Here is a 24,673-nt window from a genome sequence, read left to right as displayed (position 1 = left end):
TTTCAGGCCTTCGCCTTCACTGCCGGGCGCACGATCACATCACCACCGGCCGCACCGGGGATGGCACCCTTTACCAGCAACAGATTCTTTTCCGCATCCACACGCACGATTTCCAGATTCTGGACCGTGACGCGCTCGGCGCCCAGATGACCGGCCATCTTCTTGCCTTTGAACACCCGGCCCGGGGTCTGGTTCTGACCAATGGAGCCCGGAGCCCGGTGGGACAAGGAGTTACCGTGGGTCGCATCCTGGGTGCGGAAATTCCAACGCTTCACGCCACCCGCGAAACCCTTACCCTTGGAGGTGCCGGTCACGTCCACGGACTGACCTGCCTCGAAAATCTCCAGGGTGATCTCGGAGCCGGCCTGCAGCTCACCCGCTTCGGCGCGGAACTCACCCGCCTTGCGGCCGGCCTGCACGCCCGCTTTCGCGAAATGACCAGCCTGCGGCCTGGTCACCCGGTTGGCCCGGCGCTCACCCACCGTTACCTGCACGGCTTCGTAGCCATCTGTCTCGTCGGTCTTGACCTGACTCACCCGGTTCGGGGTCACTTCAATAACGGTGACCGGAACACTGACACCTTCTTCAGTGAAGACCCGGGTCATCCCGCATTTCCGACCGATTACACCAATCGCCATTGTTTACCTCTTTACAACCTGTCGCGGTTGAACCGCCCGTAGTTGTAGGTCTGAGCTGTCTCTCAGGCCAGTTATCCCAGGCTGATCTGCACGTCCACACCAGCGGCCAGATCCAGCTTCATCAGCGCGTCCACGGTCTTGTCCGTGGGCTCGACGATATCCACCAGCCGCTTGTGAGTGCGGATCTCGTACTGGTCTCGTGCATCTTTGTTCACATGCGGAGAGATCAGCACCGTAAACCGTTCTTTGCGCGTCGGCAGGGGAATGGGCCCCTGTACCTGCGCACCCGTCCGTTTTGCCGTATCCACGATCTCCTGGGCGGACTGATCAATAAGGCGATGATCAAAGGCCTTGAGACGGATGCGGATTCTTTGGTTAGCCATAGCTAACAAACTCCAGACTGTTTCGAACCATTCTTTAGATGGCAAAAAGCCCGCCCAACCTATCCGCTCGGAAGGTGGAGGGTTGTCAAAACAAGCCCGGGAACGATGCCCCGGTTGATCGCGCTCTCTAGCCGGCATTACCGGCAAAGAGGGCGCAAATTGTAGAGACAAAAAAAGGCCAGGGCAAGGCCCTGGCCCATTTTTTTTGCACTTACTCGATGATCTTGGAGACCACGCCGGCGCCGACGGTGCGGCCGCCTTCACGGACCGCGAAGCGCAGGCCTTCTTCCATGGCGATCGGGGCAATCAGCTCAACGTTCATCTGAACGTTGTCGCCCGGCATCACCATTTCAGTGCCTTCCGGCAGGGTGCACGCACCGGTCACGTCCGTGGTACGGAAGTAGAACTGCGGACGGTAGCCGTTGAAGAACGGAGTGTGACGACCACCCTCGTCCTTGCTCAGCACGTACACTTCGCCTTCGAACTTGGTGTGCGGGGTGATGCTGCCCGGCTTCGCCAGCACCTGACCACGCTCCACTTCGTCACGCTTGGTGCCACGCAGCAGCACGCCCACGTTCTCACCCGCGCGGCCTTCGTCCAGCAGCTTGCGGAACATCTCAACGCCGGTACAGGTGGTCTTCATGGTGTCCTTGATGCCCACGATTTCCATCTCGTCACCCACCTTGATGATGCCGCGCTCAACGCGACCGGTCACCACGGTACCACGACCAGAGATGGAGAAAACGTCCTCGATCGGCATCAGGAACGGCTGATCCACCGCCCGTTCCGGCTCGGGGATGTAGTCGTCCAGGCACTCAACCAGCTTCACCACCGCCGGCATGCCGATTTCGCTGGTGTCGCCTTCCAGCGCCTTCAGCGCGGAGCCCTTGATGATCGGGGTGTCGTCGCCCGGGAAATCGTAGTCGCTCAGCAGCTCGCGCACTTCCATCTCAACCAGCTCGAGCAGCTCTTCGTCATCGACCATGTCCGCTTTGTTCAGGAACACGACGATGTAGGGAACGCCCACCTGGCGGGACAGCAGGATGTGCTCGCGGGTCTGCGGCATCGGGCCGTCCGCCGCGCTCACCACCAGGATCGCGCCGTCCATCTGCGCCGCGCCGGTGATCATGTTCTTCACGTAGTCGGCGTGACCGGGGCAGTCAACGTGCGCGTAGTGACGGTTCGGAGAATCGTACTCAACGTGAGAGGTCGCAATGGTGATACCACGCTCACGCTCTTCCGGCGCATTGTCAATCTGGTCAAACGCGCTCGCGGAGCCAGAACCCCACGTCTCGAAGCACACCCGCGTCAGGGCGGCGGTCAGCGTCGTCTTACCATGGTCAACGTGACCAATGGTGCCTACGTTTACGTGCGGTTTATTGCGTTCAAACTTTTCCTTTGCCACGGCTCTATACCTTTAACAAATTAACCGTAAATTTAAGATTTCTTGCCGCTGATCACGTCGTCGGCGATGTTGCGCGGCGCTTCCGCGTACTTCAGGAACTCCATGGAGTAACTGGCGCGGCCCTGCGACATGGAGCGCAGGTCGGTGGCGTAACCGAACATCTCGGACAGGGGCACCTCGGCGCGAATGATCTTGCCGGACAGCGTGTCTTCCATGCCCTGGACGATACCACGACGACGGTTGAGGTCGCCCATCACGTCGCCCATGTACTCCTCGGGGGTTACCGCTTCCACCTTCATCATCGGCTCAAGCAGTACCGCGCCGGCTTCCTTGGCGGCGTTCTTCACCGCCAGACCACCGGCCATGCGGAAGGCGTTCTCGTTGGAGTCCACCTCGTGGTAGGAACCATCGTAGAGAATCGCTTTCACGCCCAGGACCGGGTAACCGGCCAGCACGCCGGACTGCAGCTGCTCTTCGATACCCTTCTGCACCGCGCCGAAGTATTCCTTCGGCACCACGCCGCCATGGATCTGCTCTTCGAACTCGAAGTCGGCATCGCGATCGATCGGCTCGAACTTGACCTTGACGTGACCGTACTGACCACGACCACCGGACTGTTTGACGAACTTGCCTTCCACGTCGGCGGGCTTGGTGAAGGTCTCGCGGTACGCCACCTGGGGCGCGCCGATGTTCGCTTCCACCTTGAACTCGCGGCGCATGCGATCCACCAGGATGTCCAGGTGCAGCTCGCCCATGCCGGAGATGATGGTCTGCCCGGTTTCCTCGTCGGTCTTCACGCGGAACGAGGGATCTTCCTGCGCCAGACGGCCCAGGGCCAGGCCCATTTTCTCCTGGTCGGCCTTGGACTTCGGCTCCACCGCCACGGAAATCACCGGATCCGGGAATTCCATGCGCTCGAGCACGATCACCTTGTTGAGGTCACACAGGGTGTCACCGGTGGTCACATCCTTGAGGCCCACACAAGCGGCGATGTCGCCGGCGCGCACTTCCTTGATCTCCTCGCGGCTGTTGGCGTGCATCTGCAGCAGACGACCAACGCGCTCCTTCTTCTGCTTCACGGAGTTGTACACGGAGTCGCCGGAATTCAGCACCCCGGAGTACACCCGGATGAAGGTCAGGGAGCCCACGAACGGGTCGGTGGCGATTTTGAACGCCAGCGCGGAGAACGGTTCCTCGTCGGAGGACTGACGGGACTCGACGGTCTCGCCATCGTCCAGCACACCCTGGATCGCCTTCACTTCGTCCGGCGCCGGCAGGTATTCCACCACCGCGTCGAGCATGGCCTGAACGCCCTTGTTCTTGAAGGCGGAGCCACACAGTGCCAGCACGATTTCGTTGGCCAGCACCTGCTGACGCAGACCGGCTTTGATCTCGTCGTTGCTCAGATCGCCGTTCTCGAGGTACTTGTCCATCAGTTCCTCGGACGCCTCGGCGGCGGACTCGACCATCTGCTCACGCAGTTCGTCGCAACGACCCTTGAGCTCTTCCGGGATATCGGTCTGCTCATAGGTCATGCCCATGTCGTTCTCATTCCAGTAGATGGCTTTCATCCGGATAAGATCGACAACGCCCTTGAAATCGTCCTCGGCGCCGATGTTCAGCTGGATCGGAACCACCTTGGCGCCGAGCCGCTGGCGAATCTGGGCGACGACGCGCTCGAAATCCGCGCCGGCACGGTCCATCTTGTTGACGAACACGATCCGCGGCACTTCATATTTGTTGGCCTGACGCCATACGGTTTCGGACTGCGGCTCCACGCCGGAGGTGCCACAGAACACCACGACCGCGCCATCCAGCACCCGCAGGGAGCGTTCCACCTCAATGGTGAAATCCACGTGCCCAGGGGTGTCGATGATGTTGATGCGGTACTGGTCGTACTGCTGGTCCATGCCCTGCCAGAAGGTCGTGGTAGCAGCGGAGGTGATGGTGATACCACGCTCCTGCTCCTGCTCCATCCAGTCCATGGTCGCGGCACCGTCATGCACCTCACCGATTTTGTGAGACACACCGGTGTAAAAGAGGACGCGTTCGGTCGTGGTGGTCTTGCCCGCGTCCACGTGGGCGCAGATGCCAATATTGCGATAACGGTTAAGAGGAGTCTTACGTGCCACGCTGCTAACCTCGATTCACTGAATCAAATACAAAAACCGGCCTGATCGCAGGCCGGTTTACTCGTTCTGCCTTCTGCTTTAGAAGCGGAAGTGGGAGAAGGCCTTGTTGGCCTCGGCCATGCGGTGCACGTCTTCCCGCTTCTTCATGGCCGCGCCCTTGCCTTCGGCGGCGTCCATTACTTCGCCCGCCAGGCGCTGGGCCATGCTCTTCTCGCCACGCTTACGGGCGGAGTCCACCAGCCAGCGCATGGCCAGAGCGGTACGACGGCTGGGACGCACCTCAACCGGCACCTGATAGGTCGCGCCACCCACACGGCGGCTTTTCACCTCGACCATCGGGCGGATGTTATCGAGGGCCTTCTCGAACAGCTCCAGCGGCTCACCGCTCTTGCGCTCGGCCACGGTATCCAGCGCACCGTATACAATGCGCTCGGCCACGGACTTCTTGCCGTCGACCATTACGTGGTTCATGAACTTAGCCAGCAGCTGGCTACCGAATTTCGGATCCGGCAGGATCTCGCGTTTGGCTACGACGCGTCTTCTTGGCATCGGATGTGTTCCTCATCATGCCCCGCCGGGGCGGGGAAAGCTTCAGGGTTACCCGGGACAAAGCCCGGCCTTACTCATCCCGCCGGGTCGCCAGGCGCCCGGCCGTATGGAAAGGGGGTGTATTTACTTCTTCGGCCGCTTGGCGCCGTATTTGGAACGACGCTGCTTACGGTCCTGAACACCCGCGGTGTCCAGCGTGCCGCGCACGGTGTGGTAGCGCACACCCGGGAGGTCTTTCACACGACCACCACGGATCAGCACCACGGAGTGCTCCTGCAGGTTATGGCCTTCCCCCGGAATATAGGAGGACACTTCATAACCGTTGGTCAGGCGCACCCGGCACACTTTACGCAGCGCGGAGTTCGGCTTCTTCGGGGTAGTGGTGTACACCCGGGTGCAAACGCCGCGCCGCTGCGGGCAGCCCTGCAGGGCGACCGAGTCGCTTTTCTCAACCTTTCTCTTGCGCGGGTTCCGCACAAGCTGGTTTACAGTTGCCATGAAACTACTGCTCCACGCTTACAGTTCTGTGACGAACATTGCTCTTTATCGCCACCCTTTTTGATCATTCCATAGCCTATTTCGGGCTATAGACAGGGGCGACGGATTCTAGGGAGCCCCTGGCGCCAAGTCAAGGCACCAGGGGCCAGGTCCCGCTTTTCGACCGCCTTACTCCCCGTCGGAGGAGCTCAGGGCCTCGGACAGCGCCGCTTCCACCTCGTCCATGGTGGGGCCGTCGCCGGTGGCTTCGGCACGCTGACGGCGGCGTTCCTCGTGGTAGGCGTAGCCGGTACCGGCCGGGATCAGACGCCCCACCACCACGTTTTCCTTCAGGCCGCGCAGGTCGTCTTCCTTGCCAGTCACCGCCGCTTCGGTCAGCACCCGGGTGGTCTCCTGGAAGGAGGCCGCGGAGATAAACGACTCGGTGGCCAGGGACGCCTTGGTGATACCCAGCAGCAGACGCTCGCCACGGGCACGCATTTTGTCCTCTCCGGCGAGACGCTCGTTCTCTTCGGTGAGGCGGGCGTATTCCACCTGCTCGCCCTTGATAAAGGCGGAGTCGCCGATCTCGGTGATTTCCACCTTGCGCAGCATCTGGCGAATGATCGTCTCGATGTGCTTGTCGTTGATCTTCACGCCCTGCAGACGGTAGACCTCCTGCACCTCGTTGACGATGTAACGGGCCAGTTCCACTTCACCCATGAGACGCAGGATGTCGTGGGGGTTGAGCGGGCCGTCGGAGACCACCTCACCCTTCTCCACGTGCTCACCTTCGAACACGTTGAGCTGGCGCCACTTGGGAATCAGCTCCTCGTAGGTGTCGCCACCTTCGTCCGGGGTGATCACCAGCCGCACCTTGCCCTTGGTTTCCTTACCGAAGGAAACGGTACCGCTCTTCTCGGCGAGAATGGCGGCTTCCTTGGGATTACGGGCCTCGAACAGGTCCGCCACCCGCGGCAGACCACCGGTGATATCACGGGTCTTGGAGGATTCCTGGGGAATCCGCGCGATCACGTCACCCATGCCGATATCGGCACCGTTCTTCAGCGCCGACAGCGCGCCGCCGGGCAGGAAGTAGTTGGCCGGGTTATCGGTGTTGGGCAGGGTTACCGGCTTGCCGCTGGCGTCCACCACGCGAACCACCGGGCGCAGATCCTTACCCGCGGACGGGCGGTCCTGGCTGCTCAGCACCTCGATGTTGGTGAGGCCGGTCAGTTCGTCGGTCTGGTAGTTCACGGAGATGCCTTCCTCCATGTCACCAAACTGCACCTTACCTTCCACCTCGGCGATAATCGGGTGGGTGTGCGGGTCCCAGGTCGCCACGACCTGACCGCCGTCCACCGGATCGCCTTCCTTGACGGTAACCATGGCGCCGTAAGGCAGCTTGTAGCGCTCGCGCTCACGGCCCAGGTCGTCGGCGACGGCCAACTCCGCGGAGCGGGACACGATCACCAGGCCGTCCTTGTGCTGAACGTGCTTGGCGTTGTGGAAGCGCACCTTGCCGCCGTGCTTGATCTGAATGCTGGACACCGCGGAAGCCCGGCTCGCCGCGCCCCCGATGTGGAAGGTCCGCATGGTCAGCTGGGTGCCCGGCTCACCGATGGACTGGGCAGCGATAACACCAACCGCCTCGCCCACGTTCACCCGATGGCCCCGTGCCAGGTCGCGACCGTAGCACTTGGAGCACACGCCCCAGCGGGTTTCACAGGTGATCGGCGAGCGCACGATGACTTCGTCCACGCCCATGGTTTCGAGGCGATCCACCCACACTTCATCCAGCAGAGTGCCGGCTTCCACCGCCACTTCATCGGCGTTGAGCGGGTTCATCACGTCGCGCACCACGACCCGGCCCAGCACCCGCTCGCGCAGGGGCTCGACCACGTCACCGCCTTCGATCAGCGGCGTCATCAGCAGGCCCTGCTCGGTGCCACAGTCGATCTCGGTGATCACCAGGTCCTGGGCCACGTCCACCAGACGGCGGGTCAGGTAACCGGAGTTCGCGGTCTTCAACGCGGTATCCGCCAGACCTTTCCGGGCACCGTGGGTGGAGATGAAGTACTGGAGTACGTTCAGCCCTTCACGGAAGTTGCTGGTGATCGGCGTCTCGATAATGGAGCCATCCGGCTTGGCCATCAGGCCACGCATGCCGGCCAGCTGACGAATCTGCGCCGGGGAGCCCCGGGCGCCGGAGTCCGCCATCATGTAGATCGAGTTGAAGGAATCCTGCAGCTCGTCCTCGCCATCACGGTTGACGACGACTTCCTTGTTCAGGTTTTCCATCATCGCCTTGGCGATCTGGTCGTTGGTGCGCGCCCAGATGTCGATCACCTTGTTGTAGCGCTCACCGCGGGTCACCAGACCGGAAGCGAACTGCTCCTCGATCTCGCGCACTTCTTCCTCGGCGGCGGCGATCATCTTCACCTTGGCGTCCGGGATCACCATGTCCTCGACACCGATGGAGGAGCCGGACAGGGTGGCTTCGCGGAAGCCCATGTACATGATCTGGTCGGCGAAGATGCAGGTTTCCTTGGTGCCCAGAATCCGGTAGCAGGTATTCAGCAGACCGGAGATCGCCTTCTTGGTCATGTTGCGGTTGACCTGATCGAAGCCGATGCCGTCAGGCACGATGTCCCACAGCTTGCAGCGACCGACGGTGGTCTCCACCAAACGATCGTTCTCTTCGACCCGGCCTTCCTGGTCACGCACCACTTCGTGGATGCGCACCTTGATACGGGCGTGCAGATCCACTTCCTTGGTGCCCAGGGCGCGCATCACTTCCTGGGTGTCGGAGAACACCCGGCCTTCGCCCTTGGCGTTGATCCGTTCACGGCTGATGTAGTACAGACCCAGCACCACGTCCTGGGTCGGCACGATGATCGGTTCACCGTTGGCCGGGGACAGGATGTTGTTGGTGGACATCATCAGCGCCCGGGCTTCCAGCTGAGCCTCCAGGGTCAGCGGCACGTGCACCGCCATCTGGTCACCATCGAAGTCCGCGTTGAAGGCGGCGCACACCAGCGGGTGAAGCTGGATCGCCTTGCCCTCGATCAGCACCGGCTCGAACGCCTGGATGCCCAGACGGTGAAGGGTCGGCGCCCGGTTCAGCATCACCGGGTGTTCGCGAATCACCTCGGCGAGGATATCCCACACCTCGGCGGTTTCGCGCTCGACCATCTTCTTGGCGGCCTTGATGGTGGTGGCCAGACCACGGGCTTCCAGCTTGGCGAAGATGAACGGCTTGAACAGCTCCAGAGCCATCTTCTTGGGCAGGCCGCACTCATGCAGCTTGAGGGTCGGGCCCACCACGATCACGGAACGACCGGAGTAGTCCACCCGCTTACCCAGCAGGTTCTGACGGAAACGCCCCTGTTTGCCCTTGATCATGTCGGCCAGGGATTTCAGCGGGCGCTTGTTGGAGCCGGTGATGGCCCGGCCGCGACGGCCGTTATCCAGCAGCGCGTCCACGGACTCCTGCAGCATGCGCTTCTCGTTGCGCACGATGATGTCCGGGGCGTTCAGGTCGAGCAGCCGCTTGAGGCGGTTGTTACGGTTGATCACCCGGCGATACAGATCGTTCAGGTCGGAGGTCGCGAAACGACCGCCGTCCAGGGGCACCAGCGGACGCAGATCCGGCGGCAGCACCGGCAGCACCGTCATGATCATCCATTCGGGCTCGTTGCCGGAGGCGTGGAACGCTTCCATCAGCTTGAGCCGCTTGGACAGCTTCTTGAGCTTGGTGTCCGAGTTGGTGGCCTCGATTTCCTCGCGCAGGGTGTTGATCTCGTCCTGCAGATCCAGCTCGGTGAGCAGTTGTTGAACCGCTTCCGCGCCCATCTTGGCTTCGAACTCGTCGCCGAACTGCTCCAGCGCGTCGAAATACTCCTCATCGGTGAGCAGCTGACCACGCTCCAGAGTGGTCATACCGGGCTCGGTGACCACGAAGGATTCGAAGTACAGCACCCGCTCGATGTCGCGCAGGGTCATATCCAGCATCAGGCCGATGCGGGACGGCAGCGACTTCAGGAACCAGATGTGCGCCACCGGGCTTGCCAGCTCGATATGGCCCATGCGCTCACGGCGGACCTTGGAGAGAGTGACCTCAACGCCACACTTCTCGCAGATCACACCCCGGTGCTTGAGGCGCTTGTACTTGCCGCACAGGCACTCATAGTCCTTGATCGGACCAAAAATGCGCGCGCAGAACAGGCCATCACGCTCCGGCTTGAAGGTGCGGTAATTGATGGTCTCCGGCTTTTTCACTTCGCCAAAAGACCAGGAACGGATCAGATCCGGCGGTGCCAGACCGATCTTAAGCTTGTCGAACTCCGTGACTTGTCCCTGACTTTTGAGCAGATTCAGCAAGTCTTTCAAGGCCAGTCCTCCGTATGGAGCTTTCGCTCGCGATTCTTTCCTAAACCCGGGTCAGGCGTGGCGCCACTTCCGCCTCGCGGCAGCGGCGCCGTCGCCTCAGTCGTTTTCCAGCTCGATGTTGATACCGAGCGAACGGATTTCCTTCAGCAGTACGTTGAAGGACTCCGGCATACCCGGATCCATCCGGTGGTCGCCATCGACGATGTTCTTGTAAATGCGGGTACGGCCATTCACATCGTCCGACTTAACGGTGAGCATTTCCTGCAGCGTGTACGCCGCGCCGTAGGCCTCCAGGGCCCACACTTCCATCTCACCGAAGCGCTGACCACCGAACTGCGCCTTACCACCCAGCGGCTGCTGGGTCACCAGGCTGTAGGAGCCGGTGGAGCGGGCGTGCATCTTGTCGTCGACCAGGTGGTTCAGCTTGAGCATGTACATGTAGCCGACGGTCACCTTGCGGTCGAACTGCTCGCCGGTACGGCCATCCCAAAGCTGAATCTGACCGGAGCGGTCCTGGCCGGCGAGTTCCAGCAGCGCCTTGATCTCGAACTCCTTGGCACCATCGAACACGGCGGTGGCCATGGGCACGCCGGCACGCAGATTGCGAGCCAGCTCGATGATGTCCTGGTCCTCGAAATGGCTCCAGTCCTCATCGGTGCCACCGGCGCCGGTCTGGTTGTAGATCTGGTCAAGGAAGTCGCGCACTTCCGCGACTTTTTTCTCCTGATCCAGCATCTCGCCGATGCGCTCGCCCAGGCCCTTGGCGGCCCAGCCCAGGTGGGTCTCGAGAATCTGCCCCACGTTCATCCGCGACGGTACACCCAGCGGGTTGAGGACCACGTCCACGGGGACGCCGTTCTCGTCGTAGGGCATGTCTTCCTCGGGCATGATCACGGAGATCACACCTTTGTTACCGTGACGGCCGGCCATCTTGTCACCGGGCTGAATGCGACGCTTGATCGCCAGGTAGACCTTGACCACCTTGAGCACGCCGTGGGACAGATCGTCGCCGCCGGAGATCTTGGCCTGCTTGTCCTTGTAGCGCTCGTCCTGTTCCTTCTTGTGCAGCTCCAGGTACTGGTGCGCGCGCTCCAGTTGCTCGGCCACGTCGTCATCGGCGGGACGCAGTTCAAACCACTTGTCACCTTCCAGCTCGTCGAGCACCGCGTCGGTCAGCTCGGTGCCACGCTTGAGGCCGGCGCCGCCGTTGACCTTCTTGCCCAGCAGCACGGACCGCAGACGGTCCTTGATGTCCTGCTCGAGAATCCGGTACTCGTCCTTCAGGTCCTTGCGGAACTTGTCCAGCGCGTCCTGTTCGATCTGGCGGGCACGCTCGTCCTTCTCAACGCCATCGCGAGTGAACACCTGCACGTCGATGACGGTGCCCTTGACGCCGGAGGAAACCCGCAGGGAGGTGTCCTTCACGTCGGAGGCCTTCTCACCGAAGATCGCGCGCAGCAGCTTCTCTTCCGGCGTCAGCTGGGTTTCGCCCTTGGGCGTCACCTTGCCGACCAGAATGTCGCCGGCTTCCACCTCGGCACCGATGTAAACGATACCGGACTCGTCAAGCTTGCCGAGCGCCACTTCGCCCACGTTGGGGATATCGGCGGTGATTTCCTCGGCGCCCAGCTTGGTATCACGGGCGATACAGGTGAGCTCCTGGATGTGAATAGAGGTGAAACGATCCTCCTTCACCACCCGCTCGGAGATCAGGATGGAGTCCTCGAAGTTGTAGCCGTTCCAGGGCATGAACGCGACGCGCATGTTCTGGCCCAGGGCCAGCTCGCCCATGTCCACGGACGGACCGTCGGCCATGATGTCGCGGGCCGCTACCCGATCACCCACTTTCACCAGCGGACGCTGGTTGATGCAGGTGTTCTGGTTGGAGCGGGTGTACTTGGTGAGGTTGTAGATATCCACACCCGCTTCACCCTCGACCACCTCGTCGTCGTTCACTTTGACGATGATCCGGGAAGCGTCCACCTTGTCGACGATACCGCCACGCTGGGCCACCACGCAGACGCCGGAATCCCGGGCCACGTGACGCTCCATGCCGGTACCCACCAGGGGCTTCTCGGCACGCAGGGTCGGCACCGCCTGACGCTGCATGTTGGAGCCCATCAAGGCGCGGTTCGCGTCATCGTGCTCCAGGAACGGAATCAGGGACGCGGCCACGGACACCACCTGGCGCGGGGAGACATCCATATGGGTAATGGTGTCCCGCTCCATGACGGTGAACTCGTAGCGGTGACGCACGGTAACGAAGTCTTCAACGAAACTGCCGTCGTCGTTCATCTTGGCGTCGACCTGCGCGATCACGCACTCCGCTTCCTCGATGGCGGACAGGTACTCGATCTCATCGCTGACCTTACCGTCGATCACCTTGCGGTACGGCGACTCCAGGAAGCCGTACTCATTGGTGCGCGCGTAGCTGGCCAGGGAGTTGATCAGGCCGATGTTCGGCCCTTCCGGCGTCTCGATGGGACACACGCGACCGTAGTGGGTCGGGTGCACGTCGCGCACTTCGAAGCCGGCACGCTCACGGGTCAGACCGCCCGGGCCCAAGGCGGACACCCGGCGTTTGTGGGTGATCTCGGACAGCGGGTTGTTCTGATCCATGAACTGGGACAACTGGGAGGAGCCGAAGAACTCCTTCACCGCGGCGGCCACCGGCTTGGCGTTGATCAGATCCTGCGGCATCAGGCCTTCGGACTCGGCCAGGCTCAGACGCTCCTTGACGGCGCGCTCCACCCGAACCAGACCAACGCGGAACTGGTTCTCCGCCATTTCGCCCACGGAACGGATACGACGGTTACCCAGGTGATCGATGTCATCGACCACGCCGTTGCCGTTGCGGATGTCCACCAGAGTCTTGAGCACATCGATGATGTCGGACTGATCGGTGCCCATCTGCTCGAAGTACTGCTTGCCTTCATCGTCGGTACGGGCGCTGAAGTAACGACCGTCATAGATGATGCCCGGGCCGGTGACGTCGTCACGGCCGAGACGGCGGTTGAACTTCATGCGACCCACGCCGGACAGGTCGTAGCGCTCGTCGGTGAAGAACAGGTTGCGGAACAGGTTCTCCGCCGCTTCCTTGGTGGGCGGCTCGCCGGGACGCATCATGCGGTAGATTTCCACCAGCGCCTCAAGGGGGCTACGGGTGGGATCGGCACGCAGGGTGTCGGCCATGAACGGCCCATGGTCCAGGTCGTTGGTGTAGAGCGTCTCGAACGTGGCGATACCGGCGTTCTCGATTTTCTCGAGGCTGTCGGCGCTCAGTTCAGTATTGCACTCCACCAGAACCTCGCCGGTTTCCTGGTCGATGATCGACTTGGCCAGGTAACGGCCATGCAGGTATTCGGCGGGAATTTCCAGGTATTCGATATTGGCTTTTTCGAGCTGACGGATGTGACGCGCGGTGACGCGGCGACCACGCTCCACCACCACTTCCTCGCCGGCGAGGATATCGAAGGTCGCGGTTTCACCACGCAGACGCTCCGGCACCAGCCGCATGCGGTAGACACCGTTCTCGAAAAGGATTTCGTTGGTGTCGAAGAAAGTGTCGAGGATCTCGTCCGAGGTATAGCCCAGGGCACGCAGCAGAATGGTCGCCGGCAGTTTGCGGCGACGGTCGATGCGCACGTATACCAGGTCCTTGGGATCGAACTCGAAGTCGAGCCAGGAACCACGGTAGGGGATCACCCGCGCGGAATACAGCAGCTTGCCCGAGGAGTGGGTCTTGCCCTTGTCGTGATCGAAGAACACGCCCGGGGAACGGTGCAGCTGTGACACGATCACCCGCTCGGTACCGTTGATCACGAAGGTGCCGTTTTCGGTCATGAGCGGAATCTCGCCCATATAGACCTGCTGTTCGCGGATATCCTTGATCGCGCCGTTGGATTCCTTGTCGTAGATCACCAGACGAATACGCACGCGCAGCGGCGCGGCGTAGGTGGTGCCACGAATGATGCACTCTTTGACATCAAAAACCGGTTTGCCGAACTCATAGCCGGCATACTCGAGGGCCGCGTTCCCGGAGTAGCTGGAAATCGGGAACACTGACCGGAAGGCTGCTTCCAGGCCCGCGTCCAAGCGCTCCTCGGCGCTCTTGTCGTGTTGCAAGAACTTGCGGTAAGAATCGAGCTGTATGGCCAGAAGGTACGGAACCTCCATGACCTTAGGAAGCTTGCCGAAATCTTTGCGGATCCGCTTTTTCTCAGTGAATGAGTATGCCATCTGCGTTCCTCGGCTGTTGACCTATCACCCCTGGGTGATATTCCTGCATGAAACCCTTCATGCAGAAACGACAAAAGGCTGGCAGCCCTTAAGCTGCCAGCCGGTGTCTTTCCGCCGGAATGTGGAAAGACATTGCGCTCTCGCGCTTACTTGAGCTCGGCGGTACCGCCAGCCTCTTCGATCTTTTTCTTGATCTCTTCGGCTTCGTCCTTGGAAGCGCCTTCCTTGACCGGAGCGGGTGCGCCCTCGACCAGTTCTTTCGCTTCTTTCAGACCCAGACCGGTTACTTCGCGGACTGCCTTGATCACGCCGACTTTCTTGTCGCCGAAACCGGTCAGAACCACGTCGAATTCGGTCTGTTCTTCAGCGGCACCACCAGCGTCGCCACCAGCGGCCGCGGGAGCGGCTGCAACGGCGGCAGCGGCGGTTACACCGAACTTCTCTTCCATGGCCTCGATCAGTTCAACGAGGTCCATAACGCTCATGTCAGCGATTGCGCTGAGGATATCTTCTTTGGAAACGGCCATTTTCAATCTCCTAAAATCACCGTACGGGCGATCCCGAGTGGAATCGGGTAGTTACGCTGCAGATCGCTGGATCAGGCAGCTTCCTGCTGTTTCTTGTCCTTCACCGCGGCGACGGTACGCACAAACTTGCCGGGCACCTCGTTGAGGGTACGGACAAACTTGGCCACCGGGGCCTGCATGACGGACATAAGCTGAGCAAGGGCTTCTTCACGGGTGGGCAGCTTGGCCAGGACATCGATGTCCTTGGCTTCGTACGCCACACCGCCTACGGCCAGTGCTTTAACTTCGAGCGCGTCGTGGTCCTTGGCGAAATCCTTGATCAGCCGGGCGGCTGCGCCCGGATCTGCCTGGGAAAACGCCAGGATCGTGGGGCCGACCAGCGAGTCGCTGAGGCACTCGTATTCAGTGCCTTCAACGGCGCGCTTGGCCAGCGTGTTCCGTACTACTTTCAGGTACACGCCGGTTTCACGAGCCTTCACGCGCAGAGCGGTCATCTCTGACACGGAAAGTCCCCGATAGTCGGCAACCACGGCGGACAGCGCTTCGGTAGCCGCAGCATTCACCGAAACCACAATCGCCCGTTTGTCCTCCAGATTCAAAGGCACGATTTACCTCCTGGATTCACAAACTTAACCGGACCCGTCGACTGCCTGACTGATGGGCCCAGCGGTTGCCAGGACCGGTCACCCGGTCCGTTATCGCGGAAGCCAGCCCCTGCTTTGACACAGGATTTGCAACTACCGCGCCTGCGCAGGCGGTTACCCCTTAACCTCGGGTGGAAACTCGGCTCATGAAGCCGGACTCCATTCACACCCTCGGACCTGCGGTCTTTGACGCCCCGGCGGTTGGCCCGCGAAGCAGGCATCGCCGTCGGGATCAAAGCCCTTTGGGACCGGCACCAGGCCGCCCCCGGATTTCTTACATAGCCAGGGAAGCGGGATCGATGGACAGACCCGGACCCATGGTGCTGGACAGCGTTACCTTCTTGAAGTACGCGCCCTTCGCGGAAGCCGGCTTCGCCTTCTTGAGATCGGCGATCAGCGCTTCCACGTTTTCCTTGATGGCGTTGGCGTCAAAGCCGACCTGACCCACCGTGCAGTGGATGATGCCGCCTTTGTCGGTGCGGTAACGCACCTGACCGCCCTTGGCGTTCTTCACCGCCTGAGCCACGTCCGGGGTCACGGTGCCGACTTTCGGGTTCGGCATCAGACCACGGGGGCCGAGGATGGTGCCCAGCTTACCCACGACGCGCATGGCGTCCGGAGAAGCGATCACCACGTCGAAGTTGATCTCGCCGCCCTGAACCTGCTCGGCCAGGTCATCGAAACCCACCACGTCGGCGCCGGCTTCCTTGGCTTCCTCGGCCTTGGCGCCCTGGGCGAACACGGCGACGCGAACGGTCTTGCCGGTGCCGTGGGGCAGCACGGAAGCGCCACGCACGTTCTGGTCGGATTTACGCGGGTCAACACCCAGGTTCACGGAAACGTCGATGGATTCCTTGAACTTCACCGCGGACAGCTCGTTGAGCAGAGCCACGGCGTCTTCTACTTGATAGAACTTGCCCGATTCCACTTTTTCACGGATGGCGCGGGCGCGCTTGGACAGCTTGGCCATTGGTTAGTCCTCCACGTCCAGACCCATGGAACGGGCGGAGCCCGCGATGGTACGCACGGCGGCGTCCATATCGGCAGCGGTGAGATCCGGCTCTTTCGCCTTGGCGATCTCTTCGAGCTGCGCGCGGTTCACCTTGCCCACCTTCTTGGTGTTCGGCTCACCGGAACCGCTCTTGATGCCCGCTGCTTTCTTCAGCAGGTAGGCCGCCGGCGGCGTCTTCATGGTGAAGGTGAAGGAGCGGTCGCTGTAAACCGTGATCACCACCGGCACCGGCGCGCCCTGATCGAGCTGCTGGGTCTGGGCGTTGAACGCTTTACAGAACTCCATGATGTTCACGCCGTGCTGGCCCAGAGCGGGGCCGACCGGCGGTGAAGGGTTAGCCTGACCCGCTGCCACTTGCAGCTTGATGTAGGCTTCGACTTTCTTGGCCATGATTAAGACTCCTTGGGTTCGAACGCCGTTTTACGGGCTCCCCTGAGGTGGGTCGTTTGCCCCGCCCGACTGAACCGGCGAGGCACCGTGGGATCAGGTCTTTTCAACCTGCCCGAATTCCAGCTCCACAGGCGTGGAGCGACCGAAAATGAGCACCGCCACCTGCAGGCGGCTCTTTTCGTAGTTCACTTCTTCCACCACGCCGTTGAAATCCGCGAACGGGCCGTCGGTGACGCGCACCACTTCGCCGGCCTCGAACAGCGTCTTCGGCTTCGGCTTCTCCACCGCGTCGTCCATGCGACGCAGAATGGCATCCGCCTCTTTCTGGGTAATCGGCGATACCCGACCCGGGTTTTTCGGATCTTCGCCAATAAAGCCCATCACCTTGGGCGTTTCCTTGACCAGGTGCCAGGAGTCGTCGCACATTTCCATTTCCACCAGCACGTAGCCGGGGAAGAATTTGCGCTCGGACTTCCGCTTCTGACCACCTCGCATCTCCACCACTTCCTCGGTGGGCACGAGAATCTCGCCAAACAGTTCTTCCATGGAGCGCAGCTTGACGCGCTCTTCCAGGGCCCGCTTGACGTGCTTTTCAAAGCCGGAATAAGCGTGTACGACGTACCAACGCTTCGCCATGTGTACCCCTTAGCCGATGAGCATCGAGATCGCGCCGTTGAGCAACCAATCGAGCACGAACAACAGCAGTGCGACGATCAGCACGAACACCAACACGATCAACGTGGTCTGCAGCGTCTCCTGACGGGTCGGCCATACCACCTTGCGCAGCTCCACCATGGAGTCCTTGCGCAGCTGGTTGAACGCCTTGCCCTGTTCGGTCTGCAGGGCAACGAACGCGGCCACGAGACCGACGACCAGCACGCCCAGCGCCCGGTACAGGGGGGACACCTCGGAGAAATAGCTGTTACCCACAACAGCAACAGCCACCAGCGCGGCCGCGATGACCCACTTGGTGGCCTCTAGAACGGAGGACCCAGACTGCCCTTCTGCTTTCTCACTCATCTGCCGACGCACCCCGCCGCCTGATGGCAGCTCTGGGAGAATTGGCAGGCCAGGAGGGACTCGAACCCCCAACAGCCGGTTTTGGAGACCGGTGCTCTACCAATTGAACTACTGGCCTGTAACCTCGAAAACACAACAGCCGGGACCCTTGGGCCCCGGCCCTTTCACCACCTTGGTGGTGTCTTACTCGATGATCTTGGAGACCACGCCGGCGCCAACGGTGCGACCGCCTTCACGGACCGCGAAGCGCAGGCCTTCTTCCATGGCGATCGGGGCAATCAGCTCAACGTTCATCTGAACGTTGTCGCCCGGCATCACCATTTCAGTGCCTTCCGGCAGGGTGCACGCACCGGTCACGTCCGTGGTACGGAAGTAGAACTGCGGACGGTAGCCGTTGAAGAACGGAGTGTGACGACCACCCTCGTCCTTGCTCAGCACGTACACTTCGCCTTCGAACTTGGTGTGCGGGGTGATGCTGCCCGGCTTCGCCAGCACCTGACCACGCTCCACTTCGTCACGCTTGGTGCCACGCAGCAGCACGCCCACGTTCTCACCCGCGCGGCCTTCGTCCAGCAGCTTGCGGAACATCTCAACGCCGGTACAGGTGGTCTTCATGGTGTCCTTGATGCCCACGATTTCCATCTCGTCACCCACCTTGATGATGCCGCGCTCAACGCGACCGGTCACCACGGTACCACGACCAGAGATGGAGAAAACGTCCTCGATCGGCATCAGGAACGGCTGATCCACCGCCCGTTCCGGCTCGGGGATGTAGTCGTCCAGGCACTCAACCAGCTTCACCACCGCCGGCATGCCGATTTCGCTGGTGTCGCCTTCCAGCGCCTTCAGCGCGGAGCCCTTGATGATCGGGGTGTCGTCGCCCGGGAAATCGTAGTCGCTCAGCAGCTCGCGCACTTCCATCTCAACCAGCTCGAGCAGCTCTTCGTCATCGACCATGTCCGCTTTGTTCAGGAACACGACGATGTAGGGAACGCCCACCTGGCGGGACAGCAGGATGTGCTCGCGGGTCTGCGGCATCGGGCCGTCCGCCGCGCTCACCACCAGGATCGCGCCATCCATCTGCGCCGCGCCGGTGATCATGTTCTTCACGTAGTCGGCGTGACCGGGGCAGTCAACGTGCGCGTAGTGACGGTTCGGAGAATCGTACTCAACGTGAGAGGTCGCAATGGTGATACCGCGCTCACGCTCTTCCGGCGCATTGTCGATCTGGTCAAACGCGCTCGCGGAGCCAGAACCCCACGTCTCGAAGCACACCCGCGTCAGGGCGGCGGTCAGCGTCGTCTTACCATGGTCAACGTGACCAATGGTGCCTACGTTTACGTGCGGTTTATTGCGTTCAAACTTTTCCTTTGCCACGACTCTCTACCTCTCAACTTGGCTGTGCATTCCCGTCTGAACGGCGTGCGCCTGGAAAACACATTTATAGGACCGCGCCACTCGCGGACCACCCTGGCACCACCAAGACACATGAAGCCGGGCCCGGGAGGTTCCCGGGCCCGGAATCTGGAGCTCATGACCGGATTTGAACCGGTGACCTCACCCTTACCAAGGGTGTGCTCTACCTACTGAGCTACATGAGCGTAACCTTCATACTGCCTTGTCAGGCATCCAAATTGTTGCCGCAGACTGGAGCGGGCAGCGGGAATCGAACCCGCATCATCAGCTTGGAAGGCTGAGGTTCTACCGTTGAACTATGCCCGCGAACCTTCCGTCTGTACTGCCAGCCTGCCGGCGAATCTGGTGGAGGGGGGAGGATTCGAACCTCCGAAGCTTTCGCGTCAGATTTACAGTCTGATCCCTTTGGCCACTCGGGAACCCCTCCTGAAAAGGGCCTACATTCTCTTTACGCCGCCCTGGGTTGTCAACCACATTTTCAGGGATTTTCAAGCTCTTAGGCGCGCGTAAAGTGGAGCTGGCGAGAGGAGTCGAACCCCCGACCGGCTGATTACAAATCAGCTGCTCTACCAACTGAGCTACGCCAGCAGCGTAAGGGCTGCGCATTCTATAGAAACCCCACCGGGGGTGCAATCGTTGCCGGCGATTCAGGCGCCATCAGCGCGTTCCGGCCTGCAGGCGGCTCGATCCCGGCCCACATCCGGGTTGCCGGCCAGGAAATCCTCCAACTCCATGGCTCCGGCGGCGCCCTCCGGCAGGTACAACCAGTACTCAGTGACCGGGCGGGACGTTTCGCGCACGAACGCCGGATAACCGGCGTTGCGCATCTTCACGCGCAGCCCTTCGGCGGAATCGGCGCTGGAAAAATACCCCAGGGAAATGGCATTCGCGTCCGCGCCGGTCTTGACGATGAAGCTGTCCACGCCGCGAGCCTGCAGCTCGCCGAGCACCGCCAGGGCCCGCTCACGGGTTTCATAGGGAGGCAGATAGACCCAGTTGAGATGGTCTTTCCGCACACTGACCGCCTCGATGCGCCCGTGCAGCCCCACCGCCGCCAGCTGAATTCGCGCCCGCTCGGCATCCCCGCGACCGGACCAGGGGCCCACCACCGGGCACAACCCGGGGCCGGCCGCCGACCCGGGGCCGGAGCCCAGGCGCTGCTGTGGCGCCTCGGCAAGCAACGTCAACGTCGGCGCGGCGGATGCGTCATCCGGCGACGACCGCGCAACCGGCACCGCCGGCGCATCGGGCTCAACGGCCATCATGACGCCTTGCCAGCCCAGGTACACCAGATTCACCACCACCAGGCTGTAAAAGACCCAACGCACGGACTTTGTCCCCCAAGCCTCATTCTTGTCGTGCCGCCACCCGTTCCAGGCCGTCCAGCACGAGATCGGGCAAGTGCAGGAATTCAAAGGAAAAAGCGGCAGACAATTCGTCCGCGTCCCCACCCGTGACCAGCACTTTGCAAGTATCGGGAAGGCGCTCTCGCAGTTCAACCACCACATCCGTGACGAACGCCACAGACATGCGCAGCAACCCATTGTGCACGCATTCGCCGGTGGAGCGCCCCAGGCCCAACCGCGGGCGGGCGCGCTCCACATGGACATCGGCGGTGTCACGCAACAGAGCGTTGCGCAGCATGCCCAGGCCGGGAACGATATAACCACCAAGAAACTCGCCCTCCCCGTCCACCGCGTCGATTGTGAGGGCACTGCCGCAATCGATGATGATGCCGGCGCCGAAACGCTGCCAGCACTCCACCAGCGCCACCCAGCGGTCCACGCCGAGCCGGCGCGGCTCGGGATAACAACTGCGCACTCCGAAGTCGCGCTCTCGGGAATAGTAGAAACAGGGCGATCTGCCGGTGTGCTCACGCACCAGGGCGGCGATGCGCTCATCGGCCTCCGGCCCCGCCACGGAAGCAATCCAGATGGTGTCCAGGTCGGCACCGGGGGCGAGCGGCTCATCCAGCGCCGTCCGCCAGTCCCGACCGTGGGCGCGCCCGCCCTGAATCACCCGGTCACCATCACGATGACGCCATTTCAGGGCGGTGTTGCCCACGTCCACGAACAATTTCATTGCAATCTCAAACTCACTTCACCGCCATGCACGTAACGGCGTTTCCCATCGATCTCGACACACAACGCGCCGTCTTCCGCCACGCCCAGAGCCAGGCCGGCCCGGGCGCCTTCGCTACCGTGCACGGTCACTGGCCGGTCCCGGCACAGATCCAGCGCCTGGAAATCCGCCATGAAGGGCGAGAAACCATCGACGGCGAAACGTTCCAGCATGGCAAGCAATTCCTGCCCCACCGCGGCAGCCAGGCGTGTGCGCGGCGGCGGCGTGGCACAGGCACGGCGAAGATCAATCCAATTCTGATCAATGCCCCCGGCCTGACGGTCGCTCATCGCCACGTTCAAGCCCACGCCCACCACCACCCGGACGCGACCATCCATTTCTCCGGCCAGCTCGATCAGCACACCGCCCAGTTTGGCGTTGCCCACCAGCAGGTCGTTGGGCCATTTCAGCCCCGGCTGCAGGCCCGGCGCTTCACGCTCCAGCGCCCGCGCCACGGCCACGCCGGCGGCCAGGCTCAACCCTCCCAGGGCTGAGTACCCACCGGCCAGTTCATACAGCACGCTAATATACAGATTGGCGCCAAATGGCGACTGCCAGGCGCGCCCGCGCCGGCCACGACCAGCGCTTTGGAATTCCGTCGTCACCACCACCGGCGAGGGAGCGCCCTGACCCGCCAGGGTCAGGGCGTCGCCGTTGGTGGATTCGGTCACGGGCAGGAAGCGCAATGCGGCGCGGCCCCGAAAGGCCGCCTCCAGTGCGTCGGGGTCGAGCAGATCCAGAGGCTGGCTCAAGCGATAGCCCTTGCCCCGCACGGATTCCACCGCCAGGCCCAGTTCCTCGAGCCGGTGAATGCGCTTCCAGATCGCCGCCCGGGAGATGCCCAGCGCCTCGCCCAGTTCAGCCCCGGAGTGAAAACGACCGTCGGCGAGACGGCGGATCAATGCCAGGTCGGCGTTGGCTTCCATTGACGATCAATGCTCCCAGATCACGCCGCGGGATTTGCCCCACTCCGGCAAATCCGCCGCGTAGTACTTTTCGATCTCATTGCGTTTGAGCTTCAGGGTCGGCGTGATCAGACCGTTCTCCACCGTCCACGGGGTCTTGCACACCACCAGGCAATTGAGGCGCTCATGAGGATCCAACTGAGTATTGACCCGCTCCAGAAGCTCCTCCAGCGATTTGCTGAAGTGATCTTTTTCCGCGCCCTTGCCCAGCTTCTCCTGTTCCTCGGGGGTGAGGTTCAGCAGCGCCACCGGCTGCGCCATGTTGGAACCGATCACGCAGGCCAGCTCCACGCCCGGCTGGCTGGCCAGACGGTTCTCGATCGGCGCCGGCGCCACGTACTTGCCTTTCTCCGTCTTGAAGATTTCCTTGATCCGACCGGTAATGCGCAGTCGGCCCCGGTCATCGATCTCGCCGACATCCCCGGTCTTCAACCAGCCGTCCTCGGACAGCACCTCGGCGGTAAGGTCCGGTTGCTTATAATAGCCGCTCATATTACCCACGCTGCGCACCTCAACCTCGCCGGCCTCGCCGATGCGGCATTCCACGCCATCGTTGGGCGTACCCACCCAGCCGATACGCTGGTCGCCCTGCTCGGTGGTGTGAGACCAGCCGAAGTTCTCGGTCATGCCGTAGACTTCCAGGATCTCCAGGTCCAGCTTGTTGAACCAGGTAATGATCTCCGTGGACAGGGGGGCGGCGCCGGACAGCGCCACACGGCACTCGTCCAGCCCCATGGCGCCCAGCACCTTCTTCTTGATTATCCGGTTGAGCAGCGGAATCTTGAGCAGTGTGTTGAGCTTCTGCGGCGGTACCGCTTCGGAGGCCTTTTGGTAGAACTTGGACCAGATACGGGGCACCGCGAAAAACAGGGTTGGCTTGGCGCGCTTGATGTCCTCGCCGAAGGTCTCCAGGGATTCGGCGAAGTACACGGTATTACCGGTATACAGGAGGGCCATCTCCACCGCCGCCCGCTCGGCCACATGGGACAGGGGCAAGTAGGAAATCATGCGGTCCGCCGGTTCCAGGTTGTACACCCGGATCACCTTGTCCCCCACGGAGGAAAGGCTCTGGTATTGGTGCATCACGCCCTTGGGGACACCGGTGGTACCGGACGTGTAGATAATGGTGGCCAGATCCTCCGGGGCCGGGCTGGCGGGCTCCGCCAGGGGCGCCTGCCCGGCGATGATCTCGGCCCACCCCGGCGCCTTGGCGCGCACGTCATCCGGTGCCAGGGAGAAGGCGATCTGCTTGATGTCCGCGGACACACCATCCTTCATGATGTCCCAGTCATCGAGTTTGCCGACAAACAGAATCCGCGATTCGCTGTGCTCGAGGATCAGCTTCACGGAATCCGCCACCAACGTCGGATACAGCGGCACGCTCACGCCGCCGGCGATCCAGATCGCCAGATCGGCGATGATCCACTCGGCGCAGTTCTTGGACACAAGAGCGACGCGATCACCGGCCTTCACCCCTTCCGCCTGCAGGTAGGCCGCCATGCGATAGGCCTCGTCGGCCACCTCCTCCCAGGTGTAACGGCGTACTTTCTCGCCGCCCAGGGGTTGCACCATCGCCACCTGGTCGCCCTGCAGGCGACGACGATCGTCCAGTGCCTGGATCGGGGTTTTCATGGCTCCATTCTTATCATTCGTCATAGTGATCACCTTTACCCAAACCAAAAAGGGAGATCGGACCGGCACACCGGCCCGTGAAGTTTATCGATTTAAAATATCCGGCGCTCTTGGATGGCAACGGAAAATCGGTCCCATCAGGATCGCCACGCCCAGCCCCCAGGCGCCATTGAGCAAGAAGCCGCCCACCCAGGTGCCGATGCTTACCGGTAGCGCCTTCAACGGGAACACCAGCAACATGGCCACCACGGTGGGCGCGATGGCGCCGAACAAAAGGGAAACCAGCCAGAACAGCCGCGCCGGCTTATACCGGATCAGCCACCACAACGGCAGCCCCCAGATGCCGCCCCAGAATGCCAGCGACAGCACCGCCGGCACCCCGAGGGGCTCGGTGGCGGCCAGATTATACGCCGGCGCCGGCACCACGCCGACGGCATGCAGCAGTGCCAGCAGGCCTTGATGAAAGATCAATGTCGACAGGACACCTGCGACAAATGCCTTGACCCACTGCATAGGGGCTCCGTTCGGGACATGACCTTCTGAGCATAGAGATACATGGGCACGGGATAAAGGGCGGGGTTGGATTTGTGGGGTGGTTGGGGTTGGGTGGGATGAAGGGTTTCTGGGATTGGGTGTTGGAATAGATGGGTTTCTGGGATTGGGTTGTGTTGGGGGGGGGTGTGAGAGAGGCTGCTGGGATTGGGTATTGGGTATTGGGTGGGGAGGTGTTG

The 24,673-nt window shown here is 61.9% G+C and carries 20 protein-coding genes and 5 tRNA genes; all 25 read right to left on the bottom strand.

Annotation, left to right across the window (positions count from 1 at the left end; translation table 11 throughout):
* Positions 1–2: 2 nt before the first annotated feature.
* Positions 3–638: a 50S ribosomal protein L3 gene (rplC, locus tag JF515_RS04560; RefSeq protein ID WP_203101457.1), complete on the bottom strand. Its 636-nt coding sequence runs from the start codon at positions 636–638 to the stop codon at positions 3–5.
* Positions 639–709: 71 nt separating this feature from the next.
* Positions 710–1,021: a 30S ribosomal protein S10 gene (gene rpsJ, locus JF515_RS04555; RefSeq protein WP_067612426.1), complete on the bottom strand. Its 312-nt coding sequence runs from the start codon at positions 1,019–1,021 to the stop codon at positions 710–712.
* Positions 1,022–1,232: 211 nt separating this feature from the next.
* Positions 1,233–2,426: an elongation factor Tu gene (tuf, locus tag JF515_RS04550; RefSeq protein WP_203101440.1), complete on the bottom strand. Its 1,194-nt coding sequence runs from the start codon at positions 2,424–2,426 to the stop codon at positions 1,233–1,235.
* Between the two features lie 32 nt (positions 2,427–2,458).
* Positions 2,459–4,558 carry an elongation factor G gene (fusA, locus tag JF515_RS04545; RefSeq protein WP_203101456.1) on the bottom strand — a complete coding sequence of 700 codons (2,100 nt, stop codon included), beginning with the start codon at positions 4,556–4,558 and terminating at the stop codon, positions 2,459–2,461.
* A gap of 78 nt (positions 4,559–4,636) precedes the next feature.
* Positions 4,637–5,107 (bottom strand): 30S ribosomal protein S7, encoded by a 471-nt coding sequence (gene rpsG / locus JF515_RS04540; protein ID WP_203101455.1) that lies wholly within the window; start codon positions 5,105–5,107, stop codon positions 4,637–4,639.
* Between the two features lie 123 nt (positions 5,108–5,230).
* Complete coding sequence (gene rpsL / locus JF515_RS04535; RefSeq protein WP_067606428.1) at positions 5,231–5,605, bottom strand: 30S ribosomal protein S12; 375 nt, start codon at positions 5,603–5,605, stop codon at positions 5,231–5,233.
* A gap of 168 nt (positions 5,606–5,773) precedes the next feature.
* A complete protein-coding gene (gene rpoC / locus JF515_RS04530; RefSeq protein WP_203101453.1) occupies positions 5,774–9,976 on the bottom strand; it encodes a DNA-directed RNA polymerase subunit beta' in 4,203 nt (1,400 codons plus the stop codon).
* A gap of 96 nt (positions 9,977–10,072) precedes the next feature.
* A complete protein-coding gene (rpoB, locus tag JF515_RS04525) occupies positions 10,073–14,215 on the bottom strand; it encodes a DNA-directed RNA polymerase subunit beta (RefSeq protein WP_203101451.1) in 4,143 nt (1,380 codons plus the stop codon).
* Positions 14,216–14,361: 146 nt separating this feature from the next.
* The gene (gene rplL / locus JF515_RS04520; RefSeq protein WP_203101449.1) at positions 14,362–14,742 is read right to left on the bottom strand and encodes a 50S ribosomal protein L7/L12; all 381 of its coding nucleotides are present in this window, start codon (positions 14,740–14,742) and stop codon (positions 14,362–14,364) included.
* Between the two features lie 71 nt (positions 14,743–14,813).
* A complete protein-coding gene (rplJ, locus tag JF515_RS04515) occupies positions 14,814–15,347 on the bottom strand; it encodes a 50S ribosomal protein L10 (RefSeq protein ID WP_203101447.1) in 534 nt (177 codons plus the stop codon).
* 313 nt (positions 15,348–15,660) lie between these two features.
* Positions 15,661–16,356 (bottom strand): 50S ribosomal protein L1, encoded by a 696-nt coding sequence (gene rplA / locus JF515_RS04510; protein WP_203101445.1) that lies wholly within the window; start codon positions 16,354–16,356, stop codon positions 15,661–15,663.
* Positions 16,357–16,359: 3 nt separating this feature from the next.
* Positions 16,360–16,788 carry a 50S ribosomal protein L11 gene (rplK, locus tag JF515_RS04505; protein WP_138770766.1) on the bottom strand — a complete coding sequence of 143 codons (429 nt, stop codon included), beginning with the start codon at positions 16,786–16,788 and terminating at the stop codon, positions 16,360–16,362.
* 93 nt (positions 16,789–16,881) lie between these two features.
* The gene (nusG, locus tag JF515_RS04500) at positions 16,882–17,424 is read right to left on the bottom strand and encodes a transcription termination/antitermination protein NusG (protein WP_203101443.1); all 543 of its coding nucleotides are present in this window, start codon (positions 17,422–17,424) and stop codon (positions 16,882–16,884) included.
* A gap of 9 nt (positions 17,425–17,433) precedes the next feature.
* Complete coding sequence (gene secE / locus JF515_RS04495; protein ID WP_203101441.1) at positions 17,434–17,808, bottom strand: preprotein translocase subunit SecE; 375 nt, start codon at positions 17,806–17,808, stop codon at positions 17,434–17,436.
* Between the two features lie 42 nt (positions 17,809–17,850).
* A tRNA-Trp gene (locus tag JF515_RS04490) sits at positions 17,851–17,926 on the bottom strand.
* A gap of 65 nt (positions 17,927–17,991) precedes the next feature.
* Positions 17,992–19,185, bottom strand: a complete 1,194-nt coding sequence (gene tuf, locus JF515_RS04485; RefSeq protein ID WP_203101440.1) for an elongation factor Tu — start codon at positions 19,183–19,185, stop codon at positions 17,992–17,994.
* A gap of 148 nt (positions 19,186–19,333) precedes the next feature.
* Positions 19,334–19,409 (bottom strand) — tRNA-Thr (locus JF515_RS04480).
* A 47-nt stretch (positions 19,410–19,456) separates the two neighbouring features.
* A tRNA-Gly gene (locus tag JF515_RS04475) sits at positions 19,457–19,530 on the bottom strand.
* 37 nt (positions 19,531–19,567) lie between these two features.
* Positions 19,568–19,651 (bottom strand) — tRNA-Tyr (locus JF515_RS04470).
* An 85-nt stretch (positions 19,652–19,736) separates the two neighbouring features.
* Positions 19,737–19,812, bottom strand: a tRNA-Thr gene (locus JF515_RS04465).
* Positions 19,813–19,871: 59 nt separating this feature from the next.
* Entirely contained in the window at positions 19,872–20,552 is a 681-nt protein-coding gene (locus tag JF515_RS04460) for an SPOR domain-containing protein (RefSeq protein WP_203101439.1), read from the bottom strand.
* 19 nt (positions 20,553–20,571) lie between these two features.
* The gene (locus JF515_RS04455) at positions 20,572–21,306 is read right to left on the bottom strand and encodes a type III pantothenate kinase (protein WP_203101438.1); all 735 of its coding nucleotides are present in this window, start codon (positions 21,304–21,306) and stop codon (positions 20,572–20,574) included.
* Positions 21,303–22,271: a biotin--[acetyl-CoA-carboxylase] ligase gene (locus JF515_RS04450; protein WP_203101437.1), complete on the bottom strand. Its 969-nt coding sequence runs from the start codon at positions 22,269–22,271 to the stop codon at positions 21,303–21,305. Before JF515_RS04450 ends, JF515_RS04455 begins: the two co-directional genes overlap by 4 nt.
* Positions 22,272–22,277: 6 nt before the next feature.
* Positions 22,278–23,966, bottom strand: a complete 1,689-nt coding sequence (locus JF515_RS04445) for an AMP-binding protein (protein WP_203101436.1) — start codon at positions 23,964–23,966, stop codon at positions 22,278–22,280.
* 60 nt (positions 23,967–24,026) lie between these two features.
* Positions 24,027–24,413 carry a hypothetical protein gene (locus JF515_RS04440; RefSeq protein ID WP_238400859.1) on the bottom strand — a complete coding sequence of 129 codons (387 nt, stop codon included), beginning with the start codon at positions 24,411–24,413 and terminating at the stop codon, positions 24,027–24,029.
* Between the last annotated feature and the right edge of the window lie 260 nt (positions 24,414–24,673).

Source organism: Alloalcanivorax marinus, from assembly GCF_016785095.1.
Lineage (GTDB): Bacteria > Pseudomonadota > Gammaproteobacteria > Pseudomonadales > Alcanivoracaceae > Alloalcanivorax > Alloalcanivorax marinus_A.
This window is presented reverse-complemented; position numbering and strand designations above follow the sequence as displayed.